The organism is Nitrincola alkalilacustris, assembly GCF_008973755.1.
GTDB classification, from domain to species: Bacteria; Pseudomonadota; Gammaproteobacteria; order Pseudomonadales; family Balneatricaceae; genus Nitrincola; species Nitrincola alkalilacustris.
Genome location: NZ_WBOM01000004.1, coordinates 256,692 through 274,170, shown reverse-complemented (window position 1 = coordinate 274,170; position 17,479 = coordinate 256,692). Strand labels below are relative to the sequence as shown.

Annotated in this window: 18 protein-coding genes and 1 pseudogene; 18 read left to right on the top strand and 1 reads right to left on the bottom strand. The window is 51.2% G+C overall.

The features are described from left to right. The first annotated feature begins 28 nt into the window (after window positions 1-28). From glnA to F7R27_RS09210, 8 genes are all read left to right on the top strand, one after another. Window positions 29-1,435, top strand: a complete 1,407-nt coding sequence (gene glnA / locus F7R27_RS09245) for a glutamate--ammonia ligase (protein ID WP_151703955.1) — start codon at window positions 29-31, stop codon at window positions 1,433-1,435. Window positions 1,436-1,766: 331 nt separating this feature from the next. Then, window positions 1,767-2,840 carry a nitrogen regulation protein NR(II) gene (glnL, locus tag F7R27_RS09240; RefSeq protein ID WP_151703954.1) on the top strand — a complete coding sequence of 358 codons (1,074 nt, stop codon included), beginning with the start codon at window positions 1,767-1,769 and terminating at the stop codon, window positions 2,838-2,840. Beyond that, window positions 2,824-4,254, top strand: coding sequence for a nitrogen regulation protein NR(I) (gene glnG, locus F7R27_RS09235; RefSeq protein WP_151703953.1), 1,431 nt, complete (start codon window positions 2,824-2,826; stop codon window positions 4,252-4,254). The genes glnL and glnG overlap by 17 nt, the downstream gene beginning before the upstream one ends. An 87-nt stretch (window positions 4,255-4,341) precedes the next feature. Beyond that, window positions 4,342-4,815 carry a tRNA (uridine(34)/cytosine(34)/5-carboxymethylaminomethyluridine(34)-2'-O)-methyltransferase TrmL gene (gene trmL, locus F7R27_RS09230; RefSeq protein WP_151703952.1) on the top strand — a complete coding sequence of 158 codons (474 nt, stop codon included), beginning with the start codon at window positions 4,342-4,344 and terminating at the stop codon, window positions 4,813-4,815. A 476-nt stretch (window positions 4,816-5,291) separates the two neighbouring features. Further along, window positions 5,292-5,864 carry a hypothetical protein gene (locus F7R27_RS09225; RefSeq protein WP_151703951.1) on the top strand — a complete coding sequence of 191 codons (573 nt, stop codon included), beginning with the start codon at window positions 5,292-5,294 and terminating at the stop codon, window positions 5,862-5,864. An 86-nt stretch (window positions 5,865-5,950) separates the two neighbouring features. Continuing rightward, window positions 5,951-6,238 carry a hypothetical protein gene (locus F7R27_RS09220; protein WP_151703950.1) on the top strand — a complete coding sequence of 96 codons (288 nt, stop codon included), beginning with the start codon at window positions 5,951-5,953 and terminating at the stop codon, window positions 6,236-6,238. Between the two features lie 572 nt (window positions 6,239-6,810). Further along, on the top strand, window positions 6,811-7,056 hold the full coding sequence (locus F7R27_RS09215; RefSeq protein WP_206060461.1) for a helix-turn-helix domain-containing protein: 246 nt from the start codon (window positions 6,811-6,813) through the stop codon (window positions 7,054-7,056). Further along, on the top strand, window positions 7,046-8,092 hold the full coding sequence (locus F7R27_RS09210; protein ID WP_151703948.1) for a restriction endonuclease: 1,047 nt from the start codon (window positions 7,046-7,048) through the stop codon (window positions 8,090-8,092). Before F7R27_RS09215 ends, F7R27_RS09210 begins: the two co-directional genes overlap by 11 nt. On the opposite strand, the gene F7R27_RS09205 is transcribed toward F7R27_RS09210, so the two are convergent. Next, a complete protein-coding gene (locus tag F7R27_RS09205) occupies window positions 8,066-9,811 on the bottom strand; it encodes an HsdM family class I SAM-dependent methyltransferase (RefSeq protein ID WP_151703947.1) in 1,746 nt (581 codons plus the stop codon). The two genes, F7R27_RS09210 and F7R27_RS09205, sit on opposite strands and share 27 nt — an antisense overlap. 646 nt (window positions 9,812-10,457) lie before the next feature. On the opposite strand from F7R27_RS09205, the pseudogene F7R27_RS18915 reads away from it, so the two are divergent. The 10 genes and pseudogenes from F7R27_RS18915 to cofD all read left to right on the top strand — a co-directional run. After that, window positions 10,458-10,553, top strand: a pseudogene (locus tag F7R27_RS18915) (DUF3024 domain-containing protein); the annotation flags it as partial. A gap of 30 nt (window positions 10,554-10,583) precedes the next feature. Further along, window positions 10,584-11,342, top strand: a complete 759-nt coding sequence (locus F7R27_RS09195; protein ID WP_151703946.1) for a DUF2726 domain-containing protein — start codon at window positions 10,584-10,586, stop codon at window positions 11,340-11,342. Window positions 11,343-11,513: 171 nt separating this feature from the next. Further along, window positions 11,514-11,786, top strand: coding sequence for a CopG family ribbon-helix-helix protein (locus tag F7R27_RS09190; protein WP_151703945.1), 273 nt, complete (start codon window positions 11,514-11,516; stop codon window positions 11,784-11,786). Then, window positions 11,783-12,064: a type II toxin-antitoxin system RelE/ParE family toxin gene (locus tag F7R27_RS09185; RefSeq protein WP_151703944.1), complete on the top strand. Its 282-nt coding sequence runs from the start codon at window positions 11,783-11,785 to the stop codon at window positions 12,062-12,064. The genes F7R27_RS09190 and F7R27_RS09185 overlap by 4 nt, the downstream gene beginning before the upstream one ends. A 150-nt stretch (window positions 12,065-12,214) precedes the next feature. Then, window positions 12,215-12,457, top strand: coding sequence for a type II toxin-antitoxin system Phd/YefM family antitoxin (locus F7R27_RS09180; protein WP_151703943.1), 243 nt, complete (start codon window positions 12,215-12,217; stop codon window positions 12,455-12,457). Beyond that, window positions 12,454-12,717: a Txe/YoeB family addiction module toxin gene (locus F7R27_RS09175; RefSeq protein WP_151703942.1), complete on the top strand. Its 264-nt coding sequence runs from the start codon at window positions 12,454-12,456 to the stop codon at window positions 12,715-12,717. The genes F7R27_RS09180 and F7R27_RS09175 overlap by 4 nt, the downstream gene beginning before the upstream one ends. 312 nt (window positions 12,718-13,029) lie before the next feature. Then, window positions 13,030-13,686 carry a TetR/AcrR family transcriptional regulator gene (locus F7R27_RS09170; protein WP_151703941.1) on the top strand — a complete coding sequence of 219 codons (657 nt, stop codon included), beginning with the start codon at window positions 13,030-13,032 and terminating at the stop codon, window positions 13,684-13,686. A gap of 204 nt (window positions 13,687-13,890) precedes the next feature. Further along, on the top strand, window positions 13,891-15,021 hold the full coding sequence (cofG, locus tag F7R27_RS09165) for a 7,8-didemethyl-8-hydroxy-5-deazariboflavin synthase CofG (RefSeq protein ID WP_151703940.1): 1,131 nt from the start codon (window positions 13,891-13,893) through the stop codon (window positions 15,019-15,021). 55 nt (window positions 15,022-15,076) lie between these two features. After that, on the top strand, window positions 15,077-16,417 hold the full coding sequence (gene cofH, locus F7R27_RS09160; RefSeq protein WP_240776315.1) for a 5-amino-6-(D-ribitylamino)uracil--L-tyrosine 4-hydroxyphenyl transferase CofH: 1,341 nt from the start codon (window positions 15,077-15,079) through the stop codon (window positions 16,415-16,417). Next, on the top strand, window positions 16,414-17,478 hold the full coding sequence (gene cofD, locus F7R27_RS09155) for a 2-phospho-L-lactate transferase (protein ID WP_240776314.1): 1,065 nt from the start codon (window positions 16,414-16,416) through the stop codon (window positions 17,476-17,478). The genes cofH and cofD overlap by 4 nt, the downstream gene beginning before the upstream one ends. The last annotated feature ends 1 nt before the right edge of the window (window position 17,479 follow it).

Below are 17,479 nucleotides of genomic sequence, written 5' to 3'. Positions count from 1 at the left end.
AACAATTCATTCAAGTGGAGAGAGTCGTATGTCAGAGCATACTCTGAATCTGATCAAAGAAAGCGGTGCAAAGTGGGTCGACATGCGTTTTACCGATTTTAAAGGTAAAGAGCAGCACGTCACTATCCCGGTATCTGATATGGGTGATTCCTTCTTTGAAGAGGGAAAAATGTTTGATGGTTCTTCAATCGCAGGTTGGAAAGGCATCAACGAATCCGACATGATCCTGATGCCGGACGACAGCGCGTCAATCCTGGACCCTTTCTGTGAAGCAGCAACTGTTATTGTACGCTGCAACATCGTTGAGCCAGCTACCGGCCAGGGTTATGACCGTGACCCACGCTCTGTTGCTCTGCGCGCTGAGCAGTACCTGAAATCTACTGGTATCGCTGATACAGCGATGCTTGGCCCTGAGCCAGAGTTCTTCGTATTTGACGAAGTTAACTGGCATGCGGATATCGGTGGCTGTGGTTACACCATCTCTTCCGAAGAAGCTTCCTGGGCATCCAGCCACAAAATCGAAGGTGGCAACACCGGTCACCGTCCACGTGTAAAAGGTGGTTACTTCCCAGTTCCACCAATCGACTCCCTGCATGATCTGCGTGCGGCGATGTGCGATGCGATGGAAGCGATGGGTCTGACCATCGAAGTTCACCACCACGAAGTCGCAACTGCTGGTCAGTGCGAAATCGGTGTGCGTGGCAACACGTTGGTGAAAAAAGCTGACGAAGTACAGATTCTGAAATATGCCGTACATAACGTTGCTCATGCTTATGGCAAAACAGCTACCTTCATGCCTAAGCCGCTGGTAGGCGACAATGGTTCAGGTATGCACGTTCACCTGTCCATGAACAAAGACGGCGCCAACATCTTTGCGGGTGACGGCTACGGTGGTCTGAGCGAAACAGCTCTGTACTATATCGGTGGTATCGTGAAGCACGCCAGGGCGCTGAACGCGCTTTGCAACCCTTCCACCAACTCCTACAAGCGTCTGGTACCAGGCTTTGAAGCACCAGTTATGCTGGCATACTCTGCCCGTAACCGTTCAGCGTCTCTGCGTATTCCTTACACGACTACGCCTAAGGCACGTCGTGTAGAAGCGCGTTTCCCTGATCCAGCTGCCAACCCTTACCTGTGCTTTGCTGCACTGCTCATGGCTGGTATCGACGGTATCCAGAACAAGATTCACCCTGGCGACCCAGCTGACAAGGATCTTTACGATCTGCCAGCTGAAGAAGCCAAGCTGATCCCGACTGTTGCATCAAGCCTGACTGAAGCACTGGATTGTCTGGAAGCAGATCACGAGTTCCTGACCAAGGGCGGCGTGTTCTCCAAGGATATGCTGGATGCTTACATCAAGCTGAAGCGTGCTGAGGTTGAGCGTGTCAACATGACCACTCACCCAGTCGAATTCGACCTGTACTACTCAGTTTAAGAGGCCTGCAGGCGACACAAAAAACCTCCTTCGGGAGGTTTTTTTGTCTTGGGGGCTCGATCCTCCCCTCTGCACTTTGCGCAATAGAGCCCGGCAAGAGTGCAGAGGGGAGTGCGGAAAAGGTGCAGGCTATCTGATTGATAAAGATTCATATTTTTTCAAAGTGCACAGTATGTGAATGTGATGCACTATAATGGTGCGTTACATGCCTGGCTTTCTTGCGCGGTCCTGTCGGGCAGCCCCGAAGGGCCTGTATTCGGGTTGATGAGCGTGTCAGTGAATTGTGGCCTCTATTTTGCAGTAACAGTACAAGAGATCGGAGAGTGGGTGAATGTTTCGTCACGATGTAAGTCGCCAGATACTGGAAAACCTGACCACAGCTGTACTCTTGCTGGATCAGCAGCTGTGTATTCAGTACATGAACCCGGCTGCCGAGATGCTGCTGGAGGCCTCTTCGCGCCGACTGCTGAAACGCCCCTTTGAAGAGTGGTTGTCGCCCTGCAAGGAGGATCTGGAGGTGTTACGTGAGTCTTTCCGTACCGGGCATCCCTACAGCAAGCGTGAAGCCAGACTGATCACTCAGGCCGGACAGGAGCTGATTGTGGATTACAGCGTGAATCCCATGTCACACAAGGGCTTGCTGCTGGAGATTCAGGCCAGAGATCGTCTGATGCGTATCGAGCGTGAAGAGGAGCTGCTGACCCGCCATGCCACGGCGCGTTCGCTGGTGCGTGGGCTGGCGCATGAGATCAAGAATCCGCTGGGTGGTATTCGGGGAGCGGCACAGTTGCTGGAGCGTGAGCTGGATAACGAGGAGCTGCACGATTATACCCGCGTTATCATCGAAGAAGCCGACAGGTTGCGCAACCTGGTGGATCGCCTGCTGGGGCCACATAAGTTGCCGCGTATCGAAGAGGTCAATATCCATGCGTTGCTGGAGCGAGTGTGCAATCTGGTCAGTGCCGAGTCGGGCAGTACACTGGTTTTTACACGGGATTATGATCCCAGTATTCCAGAGTTTGAGGGTGATAAGGAGCAGCTGATCCAGGCGATTCTGAATATCGTGCGCAACGCGATGGAGGCGCTGCAGGGTGCAGCAACGCCTGATCCACAGATCATGATCAGGACCCGTGCGCTGCGACAGATCACGCTGGGCAGTGAGCGACACCGCCTGGTCTGTTCGGTCGAAATTATCGACAACGGACCCGGCATACCACCCGATCTGGTGAACTCAATTTTTTATCCAATGGTCACGGGGCGTGCCGATGGATCAGGGCTTGGCCTGTCGATAGCACAGGCGATCATCAATCAGCACAGAGGGTTGATCGAATGCTCATCAGAGCCTGGGCAGACCCGTTTCCAATTACTAATTCCACTGGAGCAAAAGCATGAAAACGCCGGGTAATGTCTGGATTGTGGATGATGACCGATCGATTCGCTGGGTGTTGGATAAGGCTCTCGGTTCGGCCGGTATTCAGGCCTCAGCGTTTGAGAGTGCCGATGAGCTGATCAAGCGTCTGGATCGGGAGCAGCCGGATGCGATCATCAGTGATATCAGGATGCCGGGTACTGATGGGTTGCAGTTGCTGGAGCATATTCAGGAGCAGTATCCCGACATGCCGATCATCATCATGACGGCACATTCGGATCTCGACAGTGCTGTGGCTTCCTATCGTGGAGGCGCCTTTGAGTATCTGCCCAAGCCTTTTGATGTCGATGATGCCGTGGCACTGGTACGCAGAGCGCTGGAACATGCCTATGAGCGACGCCAGAAAGCCCCGGATATGGAAAATCCCGACACCGCCGAAATCATCGGTGAAGCCCCTGCCATGCAGGAGGTGTTCCGGGCGATCGGTCGGCTGTCGCAGTCCAATATTACCGTGCTGATTAATGGTGATTCCGGTACGGGAAAGGAGTTGGTGGCACATGCGCTGCATCGGCACAGCCCACGTGCCAGCAAACCCTTTATCCCGTTGAACATGGCCGCCATACCACGTGATCTGATTGAGTCCGAGCTGTTCGGGCATGAGAAGGGTGCCTTTACCGGCGCTGCGGCTGCCAGGCGGGGTCGCTTCGAACAGTCCGATGGCGGCACGCTGTTTCTGGATGAGATAGGTGATATGCCAGCCGAAACTCAGACTCGCCTGCTGCGCGTGCTGGCGGATGGCGAGTTCTACCGGGTCGGTGGGCATACGCCGGTCAAGGTGGATGTGCGTATTATCGCTGCCACGCATCAGAATCTGGAGCAACTGGTGCGGGAAGGGCGCTTCCGTGAGGATCTGTTTCATCGCCTGAACGTCATCCGTATCCATATTCCAAAACTGTCGCAGCGGCGTGAAGATATCCCACGGCTGGCGCGCTACTTTCTGGCGCGCTCTGCCGAAGAGCTTAATGTCGAGCCGAAGATGCTCAAGTCCGAGACGGAAGCCTTCCTCTGCGAATTGCCGTGGCAGGGTAATGTGCGGCAGTTGGAAAACACCTGTCGCTGGCTGACGGTGATGGCTTCTGGTCGCGAAGTGCTGGTGTCTGATCTGCCACCGGAGCTGTTGGAGCAGCAGGAGAGTGGCAGTGTGGTCAGTGGCAGTTGGGAGCAACTGTTGCGTCATTGGGCCGATCAGCAGCTGTCACGCGGGCGAGTCTCGATTCTGGATGAGGCGGTGCCGCAGTTTGAGCGAGCGATGATAGAGGTCGCGCTGAAGCACACAGCAGGCAGACGACGCGATGCAGCGCAACTGTTGGGTTGGGGGCGTAATACCCTGACCCGCAAGATCAAGGAACTGAACCTTGATGAAGTGATGGCCGATGAGGATGATGATTAACACGGCTACGCACAGATCGTTATAATGGGCCCCTTTCAGGCTGCAACTGCTGCCTGAATCACCGAATCTGCCTGGGAGCCCTGTAGCATGCTGCATGTCGTGTTGTTTGAGCCGGAGATACCACCCAATACCGGTAATATCATCCGTTTATGTGCCAACACCGGCTTTCATCTGCACCTGATTCGCCCGCTCGGCTTCGAGCTGGATGACAAGCGCCTGCGACGTGCCGGGCTTGATTATCACGAGTGGGCCAGGGTCAAGGTGCATGACGATCTGGACCAATGCATCGCCAGTGTAGCGCCCGGGCAGGTCTGGGCGCTGACCACTCATGCCACCACCCGCTATACTGATTCCCGCTTTACCCCCGGCGATATGCTGCTGTTCGGTCCTGAAACCCGCGGATTGCCTCCTGCCGTGCGTGAGCAACACAGTGGCTTGCGCCTGCCGATGTGTGCCGACAGCCGCAGCCTCAACCTTTCCAATGCCTGTGCCATCGTGGTGTATGAAGCCTGGCGGCAGCTTGATTTTGCCGGTGCTATGGGTACTGATGGACCTGCGTAAAGCAGAAAGTGTGATTGCACACACAAAAGGTATGTACTAAATTCAGGTAACAAACAGGACGTAGTCAAGTGTGATGGAGCACCGTCGGGGCGGTAGCGTGTTTCGCAGTTGACATGCCAATGACCAATGCCACTGACCCGTGCCAGGCACCGGGTGCGCCTATCCGGGGTCGGCGTAAACCCGTCCATGGGGCCTAGACCGCAACATCCCTGTTGCGGACTCCCCCGGATAGTCGCTCCCGGTACCTGACGCTCATTTGGGTGCAATGTCAGTCTTTTCAGTACGCAGGCTCTAGCCTCGCATTCGCTCAGGGTAATTCGAGCATGCTCGAATTACTTTTACTGGATAGAGGGAGTTTCTGTAATAGTGTATGTAAATCAAGCCGATACGCTAGCATGTTCTGGATATCAGAAATGATAAAATGAGCATGCGCAGAATGCAAAGTTATGCACTAAGGCAGCTTGGGGAATCTCAGATTGAAGAATAGGAAGTCACCAGTTGGTCAATACATCATAGATGGCCTTGGGGATACCGAGGAATCCTTTGAATATGTTCAAGATTTATTGCCGCTGATTGGCGAGGTGATTCTGTTCTTCAACGCACTAGAATCTGACCTTGACAATCTAATTTGCGAAAACATTTCTGATCGGACCGACTACAAAGGTTTACTAGTACTTCATAACATGATGTATGCAACCAAGGTTGGTCTCTACGAGAGATTTCGGAGCGAAGAGCTACGGCAGTGTGGTTTGGACATTCCTGTTTTTTCAGGGGTGATTTCAAGCCTAAAAGAATGCGGAACATTAAGGAATAAGGTCGTGCATGCAAACTGGCAGCACACCGACGACGAGGGCTATACGCACGTTCGGTTCAAAATGGGCAAGCAAGGCTTGGAGCATGAGCTGGTCCAGTTCTCGGTTGAGTCTCTAGAGCAGATAATTGAAATAATTATCGATACTAGGAATGCTATCGAGAACTTTGAAGAGAAATTGGGCGAAAAGCACCGAGAGTTAGAGCGTGAGATCACTGCCAATCGAACTCGGGGCTGAGCATAATAATGCCAGACACGGCGATGTTGTTTCGCCTCCATTTCGTAACCGCGCGTGCTGAGTAGCGTTAGATTACGGAGCTAATCATGTTGGTCACTGATACCTTTGAACAGTTTCACTGCCGGCTTCGCACTGTAAACGTTGACGTTCCGGAGCGATCAAAGGGGCGCACACAGGAGCATGTGGAAATCTACTCGGTGGTGCGATTATTGGGCTCGCTCTCCTTTAAATTGGATGACTTCCCACTCGCTATCGACAAGCGGGAGGGGCCAGACTTTCTTCTAACGCTTGCTGCATTTCGCATTGGGATTGAGCATACCGAAGCCATTCCCGAGAACGCCGCAAAGGAAGCCTTTCTTCGCTCCCAAGGTTAAGGTCCAGGTATTCACTTCACGCGCCCCACGAGCCTTACAGAGTCGCGAAAGAGCAGATCTACCATCTTTGCCGAGATCGAGGCCGACAAGCCTTCGCTTGGATGGTAGGTAATTCCGTTGAGCATAGCTGGGTCAAGGCAATGGCCGACTTAATCAACAAGAAGGTAAAAGTTGCAGGTCGAGAAGGCAACACGCTGTTTGATGAGAACTGGCTTCTTGTGTAAGACAACTGGCCAGGCGCAGCAATGCAACACAGCAAAGCAGCTCCCATGCTGTTGTCACGCCTGCGCATCGCAAGACCTTGGAGCACGTTTTCTCGTGAATTCTTACTCGACGAGAGCGTCCTTCTAGAAATTTGCCAAACTAGTTGCAGCTTTCATGCTGTAAACCATTGCGCGCCGTAACCTAACTATGTGCTCAAAGCGCTCACTCCGTTCGCAGGGACTAGCTAAAGTCAGCCCTTTAGCTTAATCGTTAGGTGCCCACACTTCGCCAGCACTAAATATGCTACCTATAGTCTGTAGATACATAGTCATCACACGGGAACAATGGTTTCTTTTTAATCGTTCCTAATGATGCCTAGAACCCCGAGTATTTCATTGCGTTCTATCCTTGCTGAAAATATCCGTGCTTTTCGAAAATCACGAGGTATATCACAGGAAGAGTTAGCTGATATTTGCGACTTGCATCGCACTTATATTGGTTCAATTGAGCGAGAAGAGCGCAATGTAACTTTAAGTACACTTGAAGTACTTGCTGAAGCACTTGGCGTAAGCATCGTGGAATTGCTTACGTCGAGAGCAGATAGTGACAAATAGAACCTCAATTGATTTTAAAGCAGCTATTCAAGCATCAGGCTTTGATATTTATTCACCAATCGAAGTCGGAGATGCTAATTATTGGATTCCAACGTTACAGCTGGAAACCTTACTAAACCAAGGTTTAATTGGTCTTAATTTGAGTGGTTTGGCATTAAGAACTAGATCAAAGGTCGTCAAACAAGCCGTATGTTCAGCGCTTGGTTACCCTTCACCTAACTCTTTCAAAAAAACTCAGCCACGTTTTTTTGGTCAGCAGCTAGACATTTACACACAAAAATCTAGAAACTTACAAATTTGGAATGAAGAACTTTCTCCAACAAGGCGCTATGCAATAATCGAAATATCTGAGCTGGATATCGTCACTAGAATCAGAGTAGTGAATGGGCAAGAGCTAGCAATTTTAGATACTACAGGAACAATAACGAAAAAATACCAAGCAAGCCTTGTGATTGGTGTTGAAACCCATGAGTTAATCTCAAATACGGACACATCCAAACTTTTACCACATTTAAATTCTAACGCTACATTTTCGGAAAATATTAGCCCAGTAGATGAGCCACAATCTTCTGCGCTATTGCCAATTGAAGAAATATTTATCCGCCTATCACCCCTTGTAGGCTATAAGTTTAAAGATCCTGGTATTGATCAGGAGCGTAATCGTGGTGAGGGCTTACACCGTTTGATTTGCGAACATTTAGGATATAGTCGATATGAAGATAAAGGCCAGTTTCCTGATATTCGTCACCAGCTACTAGAAGTTAAATTACAAACGTCTCCGACAATAGATCTTGGATTGGTGCTCCCAAGCAGCAATGAAAGTGTTGATGTGCAACAACTTGGTAACTACCACCCAAAACATTGTGATACTCGCTACGTTATATTTTATGCAAATACGGATGGCGCCTTTGTGACACTTACCCATTTATATGTAACTACTGGTGCTGACTTTTTTAATCGTTTTAGACAGTTCGAAGGTCGAGTAATTAATGGAAAAATACAAATCCCATTACCTAGAAATTTCTTTGGAATTTAAGCCAAAGGCCTTCCAAATAAGCTCTTCGAGTTCTGTTCCCAGTTTTTCTGCTTCAGCAGAGGGGGTTATCTTATGAATTTCTTTTGTTAATCTGATAATTTCAATAGCCTCAGGAGAATCAGGCTTCGGAAGTGGAAACTGTTCGACGTATTGCGTTATAAATCTTCTTTTCCCAGCGTAAAGTTTGTTGTTGAAACGGTGGTCATAAAAAGCTTCAATGAATGATGAATTTGCTACAGCGAGTGCCAGCCACATAAGATTCTGCTCATTTTTATTCTTACATTGAAGCCAGTAACATTCACCGTTTACTATGCCACCGCTTGTATCCATCCAGAAAATTGGCTTTTCAGAAATATCTGGGAACACCAATTTAGGTTGAGCCCATGCAGCTGGATCTTGTGGAACCCAGAGCTCATACCAATTACGACCAGCTTCAATGAGATACTTTCTGCTTTCTAACTTTTGCCTATGTTGCTCTAAGTATCTAGCTGAATTGGGGTATAGGCTCAGATCAACAGCAGAACGACCGCTCTCTGTTGCTTCATGAGGATACAGTATCTCTTTTCGATGTTTTGGGTTTTCAGGAACTAGCGCTCTAAAACGTTGTGCGCACTTTCTTGTAATGAGTGGTTTCAACAACTCTGGCTTTCCAGTTGGCAGATCGTCCCAATCACTACGTAAAAAAACCTTATCTGCTGTAGATTTTACTCCAACACGGATTTTTCCAATCCGACTAAATGTGTCCCATGTGTTTTTTTCAACAGTGGCTAACCATTTATCTGTTTGCTTGGTAGCTATTCTCCAAACACCCTCTGGAATATTGCCATTAGCTAGTGTGCCTCGACGAATTCTAAAAAATCTACCATCGGGGACCTCTGTTACTGTGTCGTTTTCCTCTGCCAAAGCTTTAAGAGCGTCAGAAGATTTAGTGGTGGGGCTATCTTTTGTTTCATAAATCGACGAAAATGCAATCCCACCAGTATTTAAGGTCTTGCAACAATTACCACTAGCAATAAAAACCGATGGAAGCACAGCTGCATCGAATAATTTTGTATCACCCAAATCCCAAATGCTTAGCATTTTAAAACGGGTAAGCATTTCCCTACGTATATCTTGTCCAGATTTTGTCGTCATGAACCTATTTGAGGTTATTACACCAGTGATCCCGTTTTTATCTAGTATCTTTGATATCCCCAAAATAAAGGGATAGTATAGATCTACTCGTCCGCTAAGGTTAAAACTCTGAGCTAATTTTTGCGCTTGCTCTGATCCCATGATTTGAGTTCGCACATAAGGTGGATTAGCAATTACTAAATTAAACGGTTCAATGGCTTCGTTGTTTGAGAAAAGATCACCATTGCCTTGTAAATTTAGTACGTAGTGGAGAAAATCTTTCTGCTCTAGTTGGAGGTTTAGACCTGGGTACTTACTAAGTAGTTTGCTGGTTGCAATTTTTATAGCGTCTAAATCGGTATCAAAGCCACGAACCACTAACCGTTTTATTGTCGAAGATGGCAAGTTGTTTACCAACGCATCAAGCAATGCGCCATCCCCACAAGCGGGATCTAATATTCTGATCTCCCCTTTTTTGGGTATTTCAAATACACTAATTATTTGATTGGCTACAAACTCAGCTAGGGGCTTAGGAGTGTAAGTAGCGCCATCTGATTTTTGCTGATCAACGTTAGTATATCTTGCGACATTAAGTGCATTTGACATGGTTGAGCTCATAATTGATACTTATAGTCATCATTCTACTGTTTATTTGAGGATAGTGGAAGTGGAAAAAGTACCTAACGCATATGAGCCTCCACGGAGTCAATAGGTAAAACCGCTCCTCTGGCCGCGTTAGCGGCCAGCCTGTTGTCCATCAGCAAGATAGATTGCTTCATCTGTCATCATGGTTGCCAGGCGATAGCCTGCAACAAAAACATATCGGGGCTCACTTATCTCATGCTCAATGAGCGCCTACTGATTTCAGCTTCCGTACTGACAGCACATTCATCGGTTAACCTGCGGCTGTTACTATTCAAGGCGTCGGGTTTCAAGCTAGTTAGTTTCAGGCTCAGTACAGGTGCAAATCATCTTGCTGCTTGCAGCGGTAATTGTAGTTCCCCCGTTTTAGTGGACACCTCGATCTAACGAATCGACTTCCCTCGGAATAGTGGACACTCCTAGCCTAGGATTTGTCAGGGGAAGATCATGCATTACTCTCGCCTAACATTGCGGCGTTGAGGCTATCGGATTAGTTTACAGCCCTTGGCTGACCAGCTCTACAATGACAAATGACCATCCTACCCACAGAGAGCACATATGTCCTTCAGTGAATTTGAAGTAAAAAGATTGAGCGGGCCGCAGCGATCTCAAGTGGCATCTCTACACGCCGGCACCTGAGTCTCGCACTATTGAGGAGTTTTTTGCTATCGTCCGTGAGGACAAGAATTGCTGCTTTTTCGGGTAGCAGATATCAGGGTTATAAAGGAGGAAACAGATGGAAGGGTTACTCATTGCAGCGGTCGTGATTATCGTCATTGCACTTGTCTTTGCCAAATCCCTGAAGGGGCGGGTGTCTGGCCCCGAAGACTATCCCTATCAGAAAGCAGGACCACTCTTTACACCGGCTGAGCGCTCGTTTTATGGCGTACTCAGCCAGGCTGTCGGCACGAATGCAACGATCTTCGGCAAGGTCAGGGTGGCGGATATTGCAACCCCGCGGAAGGGGTTGGCGAGGAGTATCTGGCAGAGAGCGTTTAACAAGATCTCTGCCAAGCATTTCGATTTTGTTCTGTGCGACAGTGATGACCTTTCTGTGATCTGTGTGCTGGAGCTGGATGACAGTTCACACAAAGCCAGCAAGCGGCAACAGCGGGACGAGTTTCTGACCGGGGTGTGCAGCGCTGCCGATATCCCATTTATTCGCGTACCGGCCAAGGCGGGCTATGTCATCAGCGAGATACAGGCATTGCTGGCACCGCACCTGACTGCTGTCAGCAACAGTGCTACAGAAACAGCGGCTGAACCAGAAGCAGAACTGCCGGTTGAAGCACCTGAGAAGCAGATCGAAAAGATTGAAAAGAGCTGTGCCAAGTGCTCATCGTCAATGGTTGTGCGTGTGGCCAGGAGTGGTGCTAATGCCGGCAAGCAGTTTTGGGCATGCAGTACCTACCCGAAGTGTCGTCACATTGAGGCGATCAATGAAGTCCTGTCAACAACAGCCTCGCTTGCAGCTACGGCCAGCAGTAACGATTGACGTGCAGGCAATCGCGGATTTGACGGGCGGACAGGCCAGCATGCAACGTAGCCTAAGGACTTCACGAAGTTTACGCACTGATGTTCTCTTTCTGGGCATAGACGTATCCATATGAAAATCTCACAGGCTATGCTGTAATACAATGTAGTTAATCGCATTGGAGGTATCGCCATGAGCGTCACTACCGTTCGTCTTCAAGCAGAAGTTGAACAACATCTGGAAGCAATCGCCGGCAGACTCCATCGGAGTAAAGGCTGGGTGATCAATCAGGCTCTATCAGAATACATTGAAAAGCAGCTACGTGAGCAGGAGCGTTGGCAGCAAACGCTAAAGGCAATGGAGTCGGCTGCCCAGGGAAAAGTTGTCGATGCTAGCGAGGTCCATGACTGGCTCAATAGCTGGGGAACCGAAAACGAGCAGGATGCGCCGAGGTCAGGTAAGTGAAACTGGTTTACACGGACGAAGCAATTGAAGATTTGAAGCGCCTCAGGGAGTTTATCGCAGTTCACAATCCCCCTGCGGCAGGCAGGGTAGCCGCAGAATTGGTTAGTAAAATCGAATTACTACCAGACTTCCCTGGAATGGGAACACCAGTTGAATTGGCGCCGGTACCTGACTCCATCCGCGACATGGTTTTCGGCAAGTATGTCGTCCGCTATTCAGTACATGTGAGTGCCGTCATCATTTTACGCGTATGGCATGAGCTGGAAGGTGAACGGTAGTAATTTAACCAGTGTTGTTGACGGACAATTTCTCTACTGCTGTGCGGCTTCAAAATTGCCGCAAAACTTTGTGTTATGTAAAACGTCCGGCTTGACGTACGTACCTGAAAGCGTACAATTGATTAAAAGTTGTACTGCAAGAGGTATGTCATGACCGGAATCACAGTAACCGAGGCGCGCAGCAACCTTTATCGGTTGATTGATGAGACCGCTGAGTCCCACCAACCCATTGTCATCATGGGTAAGCGGAACAAAGCCGTCCTGATTTCCGAGGAAGACTGGTCTGCAATTCAGGAAACACTTTACCTGCTATCCGTGCCAGGTATGCGGGAGTCTATTCGTGAGGGGATGGACACCCCCGTGGATGAATGCGATGAGGAGTTGGACTGGTGACATGGAAGTTGGTTTACGCCAAGCAAGCCCAGAAAGATGCAAAGAAGTTGGCCTCCGGCGGCCTCAAGCCACAAGCTCAGGAACTTTTAGCGCTGATAGCAGAAGATCCATACCGCAAGCCGCCTCCGTTTGAGAAGCTCATTGGTGATCTGTCGGGAGCCTATTCACGCCGCATTAATATCCAGCATCGTCTGGTTTACCAAGTGCTCGAAGATGAGCGGGTGGTGAAAGTTCTCAGGCTCTGGACTCACTACGAATAGTGCATAATCAGGCGCTGTTACCGGACAGTTTTTCCACCGCTTCGCGGCTTCAAAATTGCCGCAAAGCTTCGCCCTAACTGCTAGCGAAGTTAATCACTACGTACTTTTGCCGGTGCGATGGGCTGATCGGATCTTCGCGTTCTCGCGTAAGTGGATTTATAAAGCGGCGCGCCAATAGGGCTATGCACCAATATGGTGCATAATGATTGCCTAATATAAAAAACCACCATTTGTGGTATATTGGCGTGCATTATTAAATCTCCTTTTCGTGGTAAAACCAGTCCGATGACGCAACGCCCCAAAACTGTGCCAATGACCAGTCCTGCCCATGATTCAGACAAACCGGCAGCCACCAAGCCCAAGCGCCGTTCACGCGCAATGATCGAGCAGCAGATTCTGGCAGCAGCAGAGGATGTATTTGCTCAATTTGGGTTTCAGGGCGCTGCTATAGATGGGATCGCTGAGCGTGCCGGCATCTCCAAGCAGAACATGTTGTATTACTTCCCCTCCAAGGAAGTGCTGTATCAGCGTGTGCTGCAGAATATCGTGGATCTCTGGCTCGATAAGATGACCCTGCTGGAGCAGGCAGGGGATGAGCCCAGAACCATGATGGCCAACTATATCCGTGGCAAGATCGAGCTGTCGCAGGAGCATCCCAACGGCTCGAAAGTGTTTGCCAACGAGATCATCAATGGTGCGGATCGGCTCAAGGAGTATCTGCGAGATCGTCTGCTGCCTCAGTTGGAGGCAGATGTGGTGCTGATTCGACAGTGGATTGCCGAGGGCAAGATCAACGATATTGATCCCTACCACCTGTTCTTCATGATCTGGGCTTCCACCCAGACCTATGCCGATTTCTCGACCCAGATCGAGATGGTGCTTGGCAAACCTGCCCTGCAGCAGCAGGACTATGACAAGGCCAGCGAGTTTCTGATTGAGCTGGTGTTGAAAGGCACGGGCATGACCTGAAGCGAACACGCAGAGACGTTACATAGAAGCCGGTTTGATACCGGCTTTTTTTATGGTTAAAAAAATGTTTGACCGATTGGTAAAAATATGGATAGTATGTATTTACCAAATGGTAAAAAATAATAAATCAGTTTGGCCAATGTGCCGCTGAACAGAAACATCCGCCCCACGGAAAACTAACAATAATACGCGGGAGAGATTGCCATGTTATCCAGACACCAGGCTATCAGCCTTGAAGGCGTCAGTGCAGATGCACTGCAGCAACTGCGCGATCAGGCCTGCGCCCTGCGCGATCTGCACTGGGGTGATCGCATCACCTACTCGCGTAAAGTTTTCGTACCCCTGACCAACATGTGCCGCGATACCTGCGGTTACTGCACCTTCGTTAAACATCCCGACCATCCTCAAGCACGCATCATGACACCCGAGCAGGTGATGGCCGTGGTGCATGAAGGTGAGCGCATGGGTTGCAAGGAGGTTCTGTTCAGTCTGGGTGAGAAGCCAGAGCTGCGCTATCCACAGGCGCGTGAGGCGCTGGCGCAGTTAGGCTACACCTCGATGGTTGATTACCTGCACGACATGTGTGAGCGGGTGATCAATGAAAGCAGCCTGCTGCCACATGTTAATGCCGGCACTCTGTCATCCGAAGATGTCCGCAAATTAAAGCCAGTCAGTGCCAGCATGGGGATGATGCTGGAGAACGTCAGCCGTCGTCTGTTGGTTAAAGGCGAGGCGCACTATGCCTGCCCTGACAAGGTGCCGGTGCAGCGGTTGCGTACGCTGGAGCGTGCCGGGCGCCAAAATGTACCTTTCACCACGGGCATCCTGATCGGTATCGGTGAGAACTGGACCGAACGAGTCGACAGCCTGATCGCCATCAACGAGATCCATCAGCGTTATGGCCATATCCAGGAGGTGATCGTACAGAACTTCTGTGCCAAGCCCGGCACCGCGATGGCCAACTCACCCGAGCCGGATCTGGACGATATGCTGCGCACCCTGGCGGTGGCTCGGCTGCTGCTTGATCCCTCTATCAGCCTGCAGGCACCACCGAATCTTCAGCAGCGCTACAGCGCCTATCTTAACTCCGGAATCAATGACTGGGGCGGTATCTCCCCCTTGACGCTGGACCATATCAATCCTGAAAAAGCCTGGCCGCAGATTGCTCAACTTGCAACAGCCACTGCTGCCTGTGGGCACCGTCTGCAGGAGCGGCTGGCAGTCTATCCCCAGTATCAGAATCTACCGGAGCGTTACTTTCTGCCGCGTGTGGCTGAGCGGGTGGAGCAGATCGCCCGAGTCGATGGTCTGGCATCGGTGCAGTACTGCCAGTAGGTATCTAGTGGCTATCGAGCCAAGGCACACGCATACAGTTTTCAAGGAGAGCATCATGGGTATTTTTGAACAGCAACACGTTATTGCCAGAGGCCCCCGCAGTGTGGATATGCAGGCTCGCCTTGGCAGTGGTATTCATGCCCGGTTGGCGCAGATCAACCCTCAGGTGAGCCATATACTGGCACGGGCGCTGGAGGGGGAAGAGATATCCGAAGCTGAGGCGGTGGTGCTGTTTAATACTCAGGGTGCTGAGCTGGATGCACTGGTCGCCACGGCCGATCTGGTTCGTCAGCAGGCGGTCGGAGATCGCGGCAGCTTTGTTATCACGCGCAATATCAACTTCACCAACGTCTGCTACATGGGCTGTAAGTTCTGCGGCTTTGCCAAGCGCAAGGGTGATGCCGATGCTGAGCTGCTGTCGATGGAGGAGGTGGCCAAACGGGCGCAGGAAGCCTGGGATCGCGGCGCCAGCGAAGTGTGCATCCAGGGCGGTCTGCACCCCAATATCGATGGCAGCCACTATCGCAATATTCTCAAGGCGATCAAGCAGCAGGTCCCGGATATGCATATCCATGCCTTCTCGCCCTTTGAGATCTGGTTCGGTGCACACAAGAGCAAAGTGACCACGGCTGAATTTATTCAGGATCTGATCGATCACGGCCTGGGCTCCATGCCGGGCACCGCCGCCGAGATACTGGATGTCGAGATCCGCCAGCAGCTCACCAAAGACAAGCTGACCACCGAGCAGTGGGTTGAGATCATCACCACGGCCCATCAGCTCGGGCTGCCGACCACCTCGACGATCATGTATGGGCATATTGATGAGCCACGCCACTGGGCGGCCCATATCGCCCTGCTGCGCGATATTCAGAAACGTACCGGCGGCTTTACCGAGTTCGTGCCGCTGGGCTTTGTGCATTATGAGTCGCCGCTCTTCACCGAACAGAAGCGCAATCAGATGCTGGTACGCCCCGGCCCGACGGCGGATGAGAATATCCGTATGCATGCGGTTTCGCGTCTGATGCTGAACGGCTGGATCGATAATATTCAGGCTTCCTGGGTCAAGCTGGGACCGGATTATGCCCGTCAGATGCTGCGCGCTGGTGCCAACGATCTGGGTGGCACATTGATGAACGAGAGCATTTCCCGCTCCTCCGGTGGCAAGCATGGTCAGGAGATTGTACCCGACGATATGGTGCGCATGATCCGCCAGGCGGGTCTGACACCTTACCGTCGCGGCACGCTGTATCAGACGCTTGAAAGCTTTGACTCTGTCGGTACTTCTGTCGGTACTTCAGTCGGTACTTCTGTTGGTACCCCTGAGGGTACTTCAGCCAATCAGGCAGCACAGTGCGGCTATCGTCTGATTGCGACCAGCGCCGGGGGTGCCGCATGAATGCCCGGGCAGCAATGTTTAAACAGCCGGATCAGGCGCTGCGTATCACCCTGCTGGCCGGTGGTGTCGGTGGTGCCAAAATAGCCGAAGGTCTGATGCACTGCCACTACTGCGCACAGGATGGCAATCACACAGACAACCCACTGAAAATCATCGGTAATGTTGCAGATGACCAGACCTTTCATGGTCTGTGGGTATCTCCTGATATCGACACCCTGACCTACACGCTGGCGGACATGATTGATCGCGACAAGGGCTGGGGACTGAAGGGCGACACTGATCATACGCTGCAGGCGCTGAAACGGCTGGGGCGTGAAACCTGGATGTTCCTTGGCGATCAGGATTTTGCCACCCATATCTATCGCACCGAGCAGCGTGCGCTCGGTATCAGGCCCAGTGAAATTGCCGCCAACATCGCCCGCCAACTGGGCGTGAAGGCCGAGATACTGTTGCCGACCGATGATGTGATTCAAAGCTGGGTCAGTACCGACAAGGGCTGGCTCGATTTTCAGGACTACTTTGTGCGTGAGCGCTGCGAACCAGCGGTGAAAAGCTTCACTGTGATCGGCGCCGACAACGCCACTCCGACACCTGAGGCGCTGCGGGCGATTGCCGAAGCCGATCTGCTGGTGCTGGCACCGAGCAATCCGATTGCCAGCATCGGCGCCATTCTGGCGGTGCCCGGCATCCGTCAGGCAGTGGTGGATACCTCGGCCTATCGGGTTGCCGTATCGCCGCTGATACAGGGCAAGACGGTCAAGGGCCCAGCAGACGGTATGATGCGCGCCGCTGGCTTCAGCAGCGATGTGCTGGGTGTGGCGGACTGTTATCAGGGTCTGATTGACGGTCTGCTGATTGATCAACTGGATCGTGAGGCGATTCCGGCGCTGCAGGCCAGAGGGTTGGATGTATTGGCAACCGATACGCTGATGCAGTCGCGACAGAACAAGATCCGTGTGGCCGAGACTCTGGTGCAGCTCTATGTCGGCAGTGGCCGGTCACACCCGCCTGCTGATGTTCAGGCGGTGTTGAGTGAATCGTTGCGAGCGGTGGTGTCATGAG

Bases quoted from the DNA above. Each gene is read 5' to 3' on its own strand.
- cofD (WP_240776314.1), top strand. From the start codon at position 16,414: ATGAATGCCCGGGCAGCAATGTTTAAACAGCCGGATCAGGCGCTGCGT.
- glnL (WP_151703954.1), top strand. From the start codon at position 1,767: ATGTTTCGTCACGATGTAAGTCGCCAGATACTGGAAAACCTGACCACA.
- F7R27_RS09190 (WP_151703945.1), top strand. From the start codon at position 11,514: ATGAGCGTCACTACCGTTCGTCTTCAAGCAGAAGTTGAACAACATCTG.
- F7R27_RS09215 (WP_206060461.1), top strand. From the start codon at position 6,811: ATGATGCCTAGAACCCCGAGTATTTCATTGCGTTCTATCCTTGCTGAA.
- F7R27_RS09170 (WP_151703941.1), top strand. From the start codon at position 13,030: ATGACCAGTCCTGCCCATGATTCAGACAAACCGGCAGCCACCAAGCCC.
- cofG (WP_151703940.1), top strand. From the start codon at position 13,891: ATGTTATCCAGACACCAGGCTATCAGCCTTGAAGGCGTCAGTGCAGAT.
- F7R27_RS09220 (WP_151703950.1), top strand. From the start codon at position 5,951: ATGTTGGTCACTGATACCTTTGAACAGTTTCACTGCCGGCTTCGCACT.
- F7R27_RS09205 (WP_151703947.1), bottom strand. From the start codon at position 9,811: ATGTCAAATGCACTTAATGTCGCAAGATATACTAACGTTGATCAGCAA.
- cofH (WP_240776315.1), top strand. From the start codon at position 15,077: ATGGGTATTTTTGAACAGCAACACGTTATTGCCAGAGGCCCCCGCAGT.
- glnA (WP_151703955.1), top strand. From the start codon at position 29: ATGTCAGAGCATACTCTGAATCTGATCAAAGAAAGCGGTGCAAAGTGG.
- F7R27_RS09195 (WP_151703946.1), top strand. From the start codon at position 10,584: ATGGAAGGGTTACTCATTGCAGCGGTCGTGATTATCGTCATTGCACTT.
- F7R27_RS09180 (WP_151703943.1), top strand. From the start codon at position 12,215: ATGACCGGAATCACAGTAACCGAGGCGCGCAGCAACCTTTATCGGTTG.
- glnG (WP_151703953.1), top strand. From the start codon at position 2,824: ATGAAAACGCCGGGTAATGTCTGGATTGTGGATGATGACCGATCGATT.
- trmL (WP_151703952.1), top strand. From the start codon at position 4,342: ATGCTGCATGTCGTGTTGTTTGAGCCGGAGATACCACCCAATACCGGT.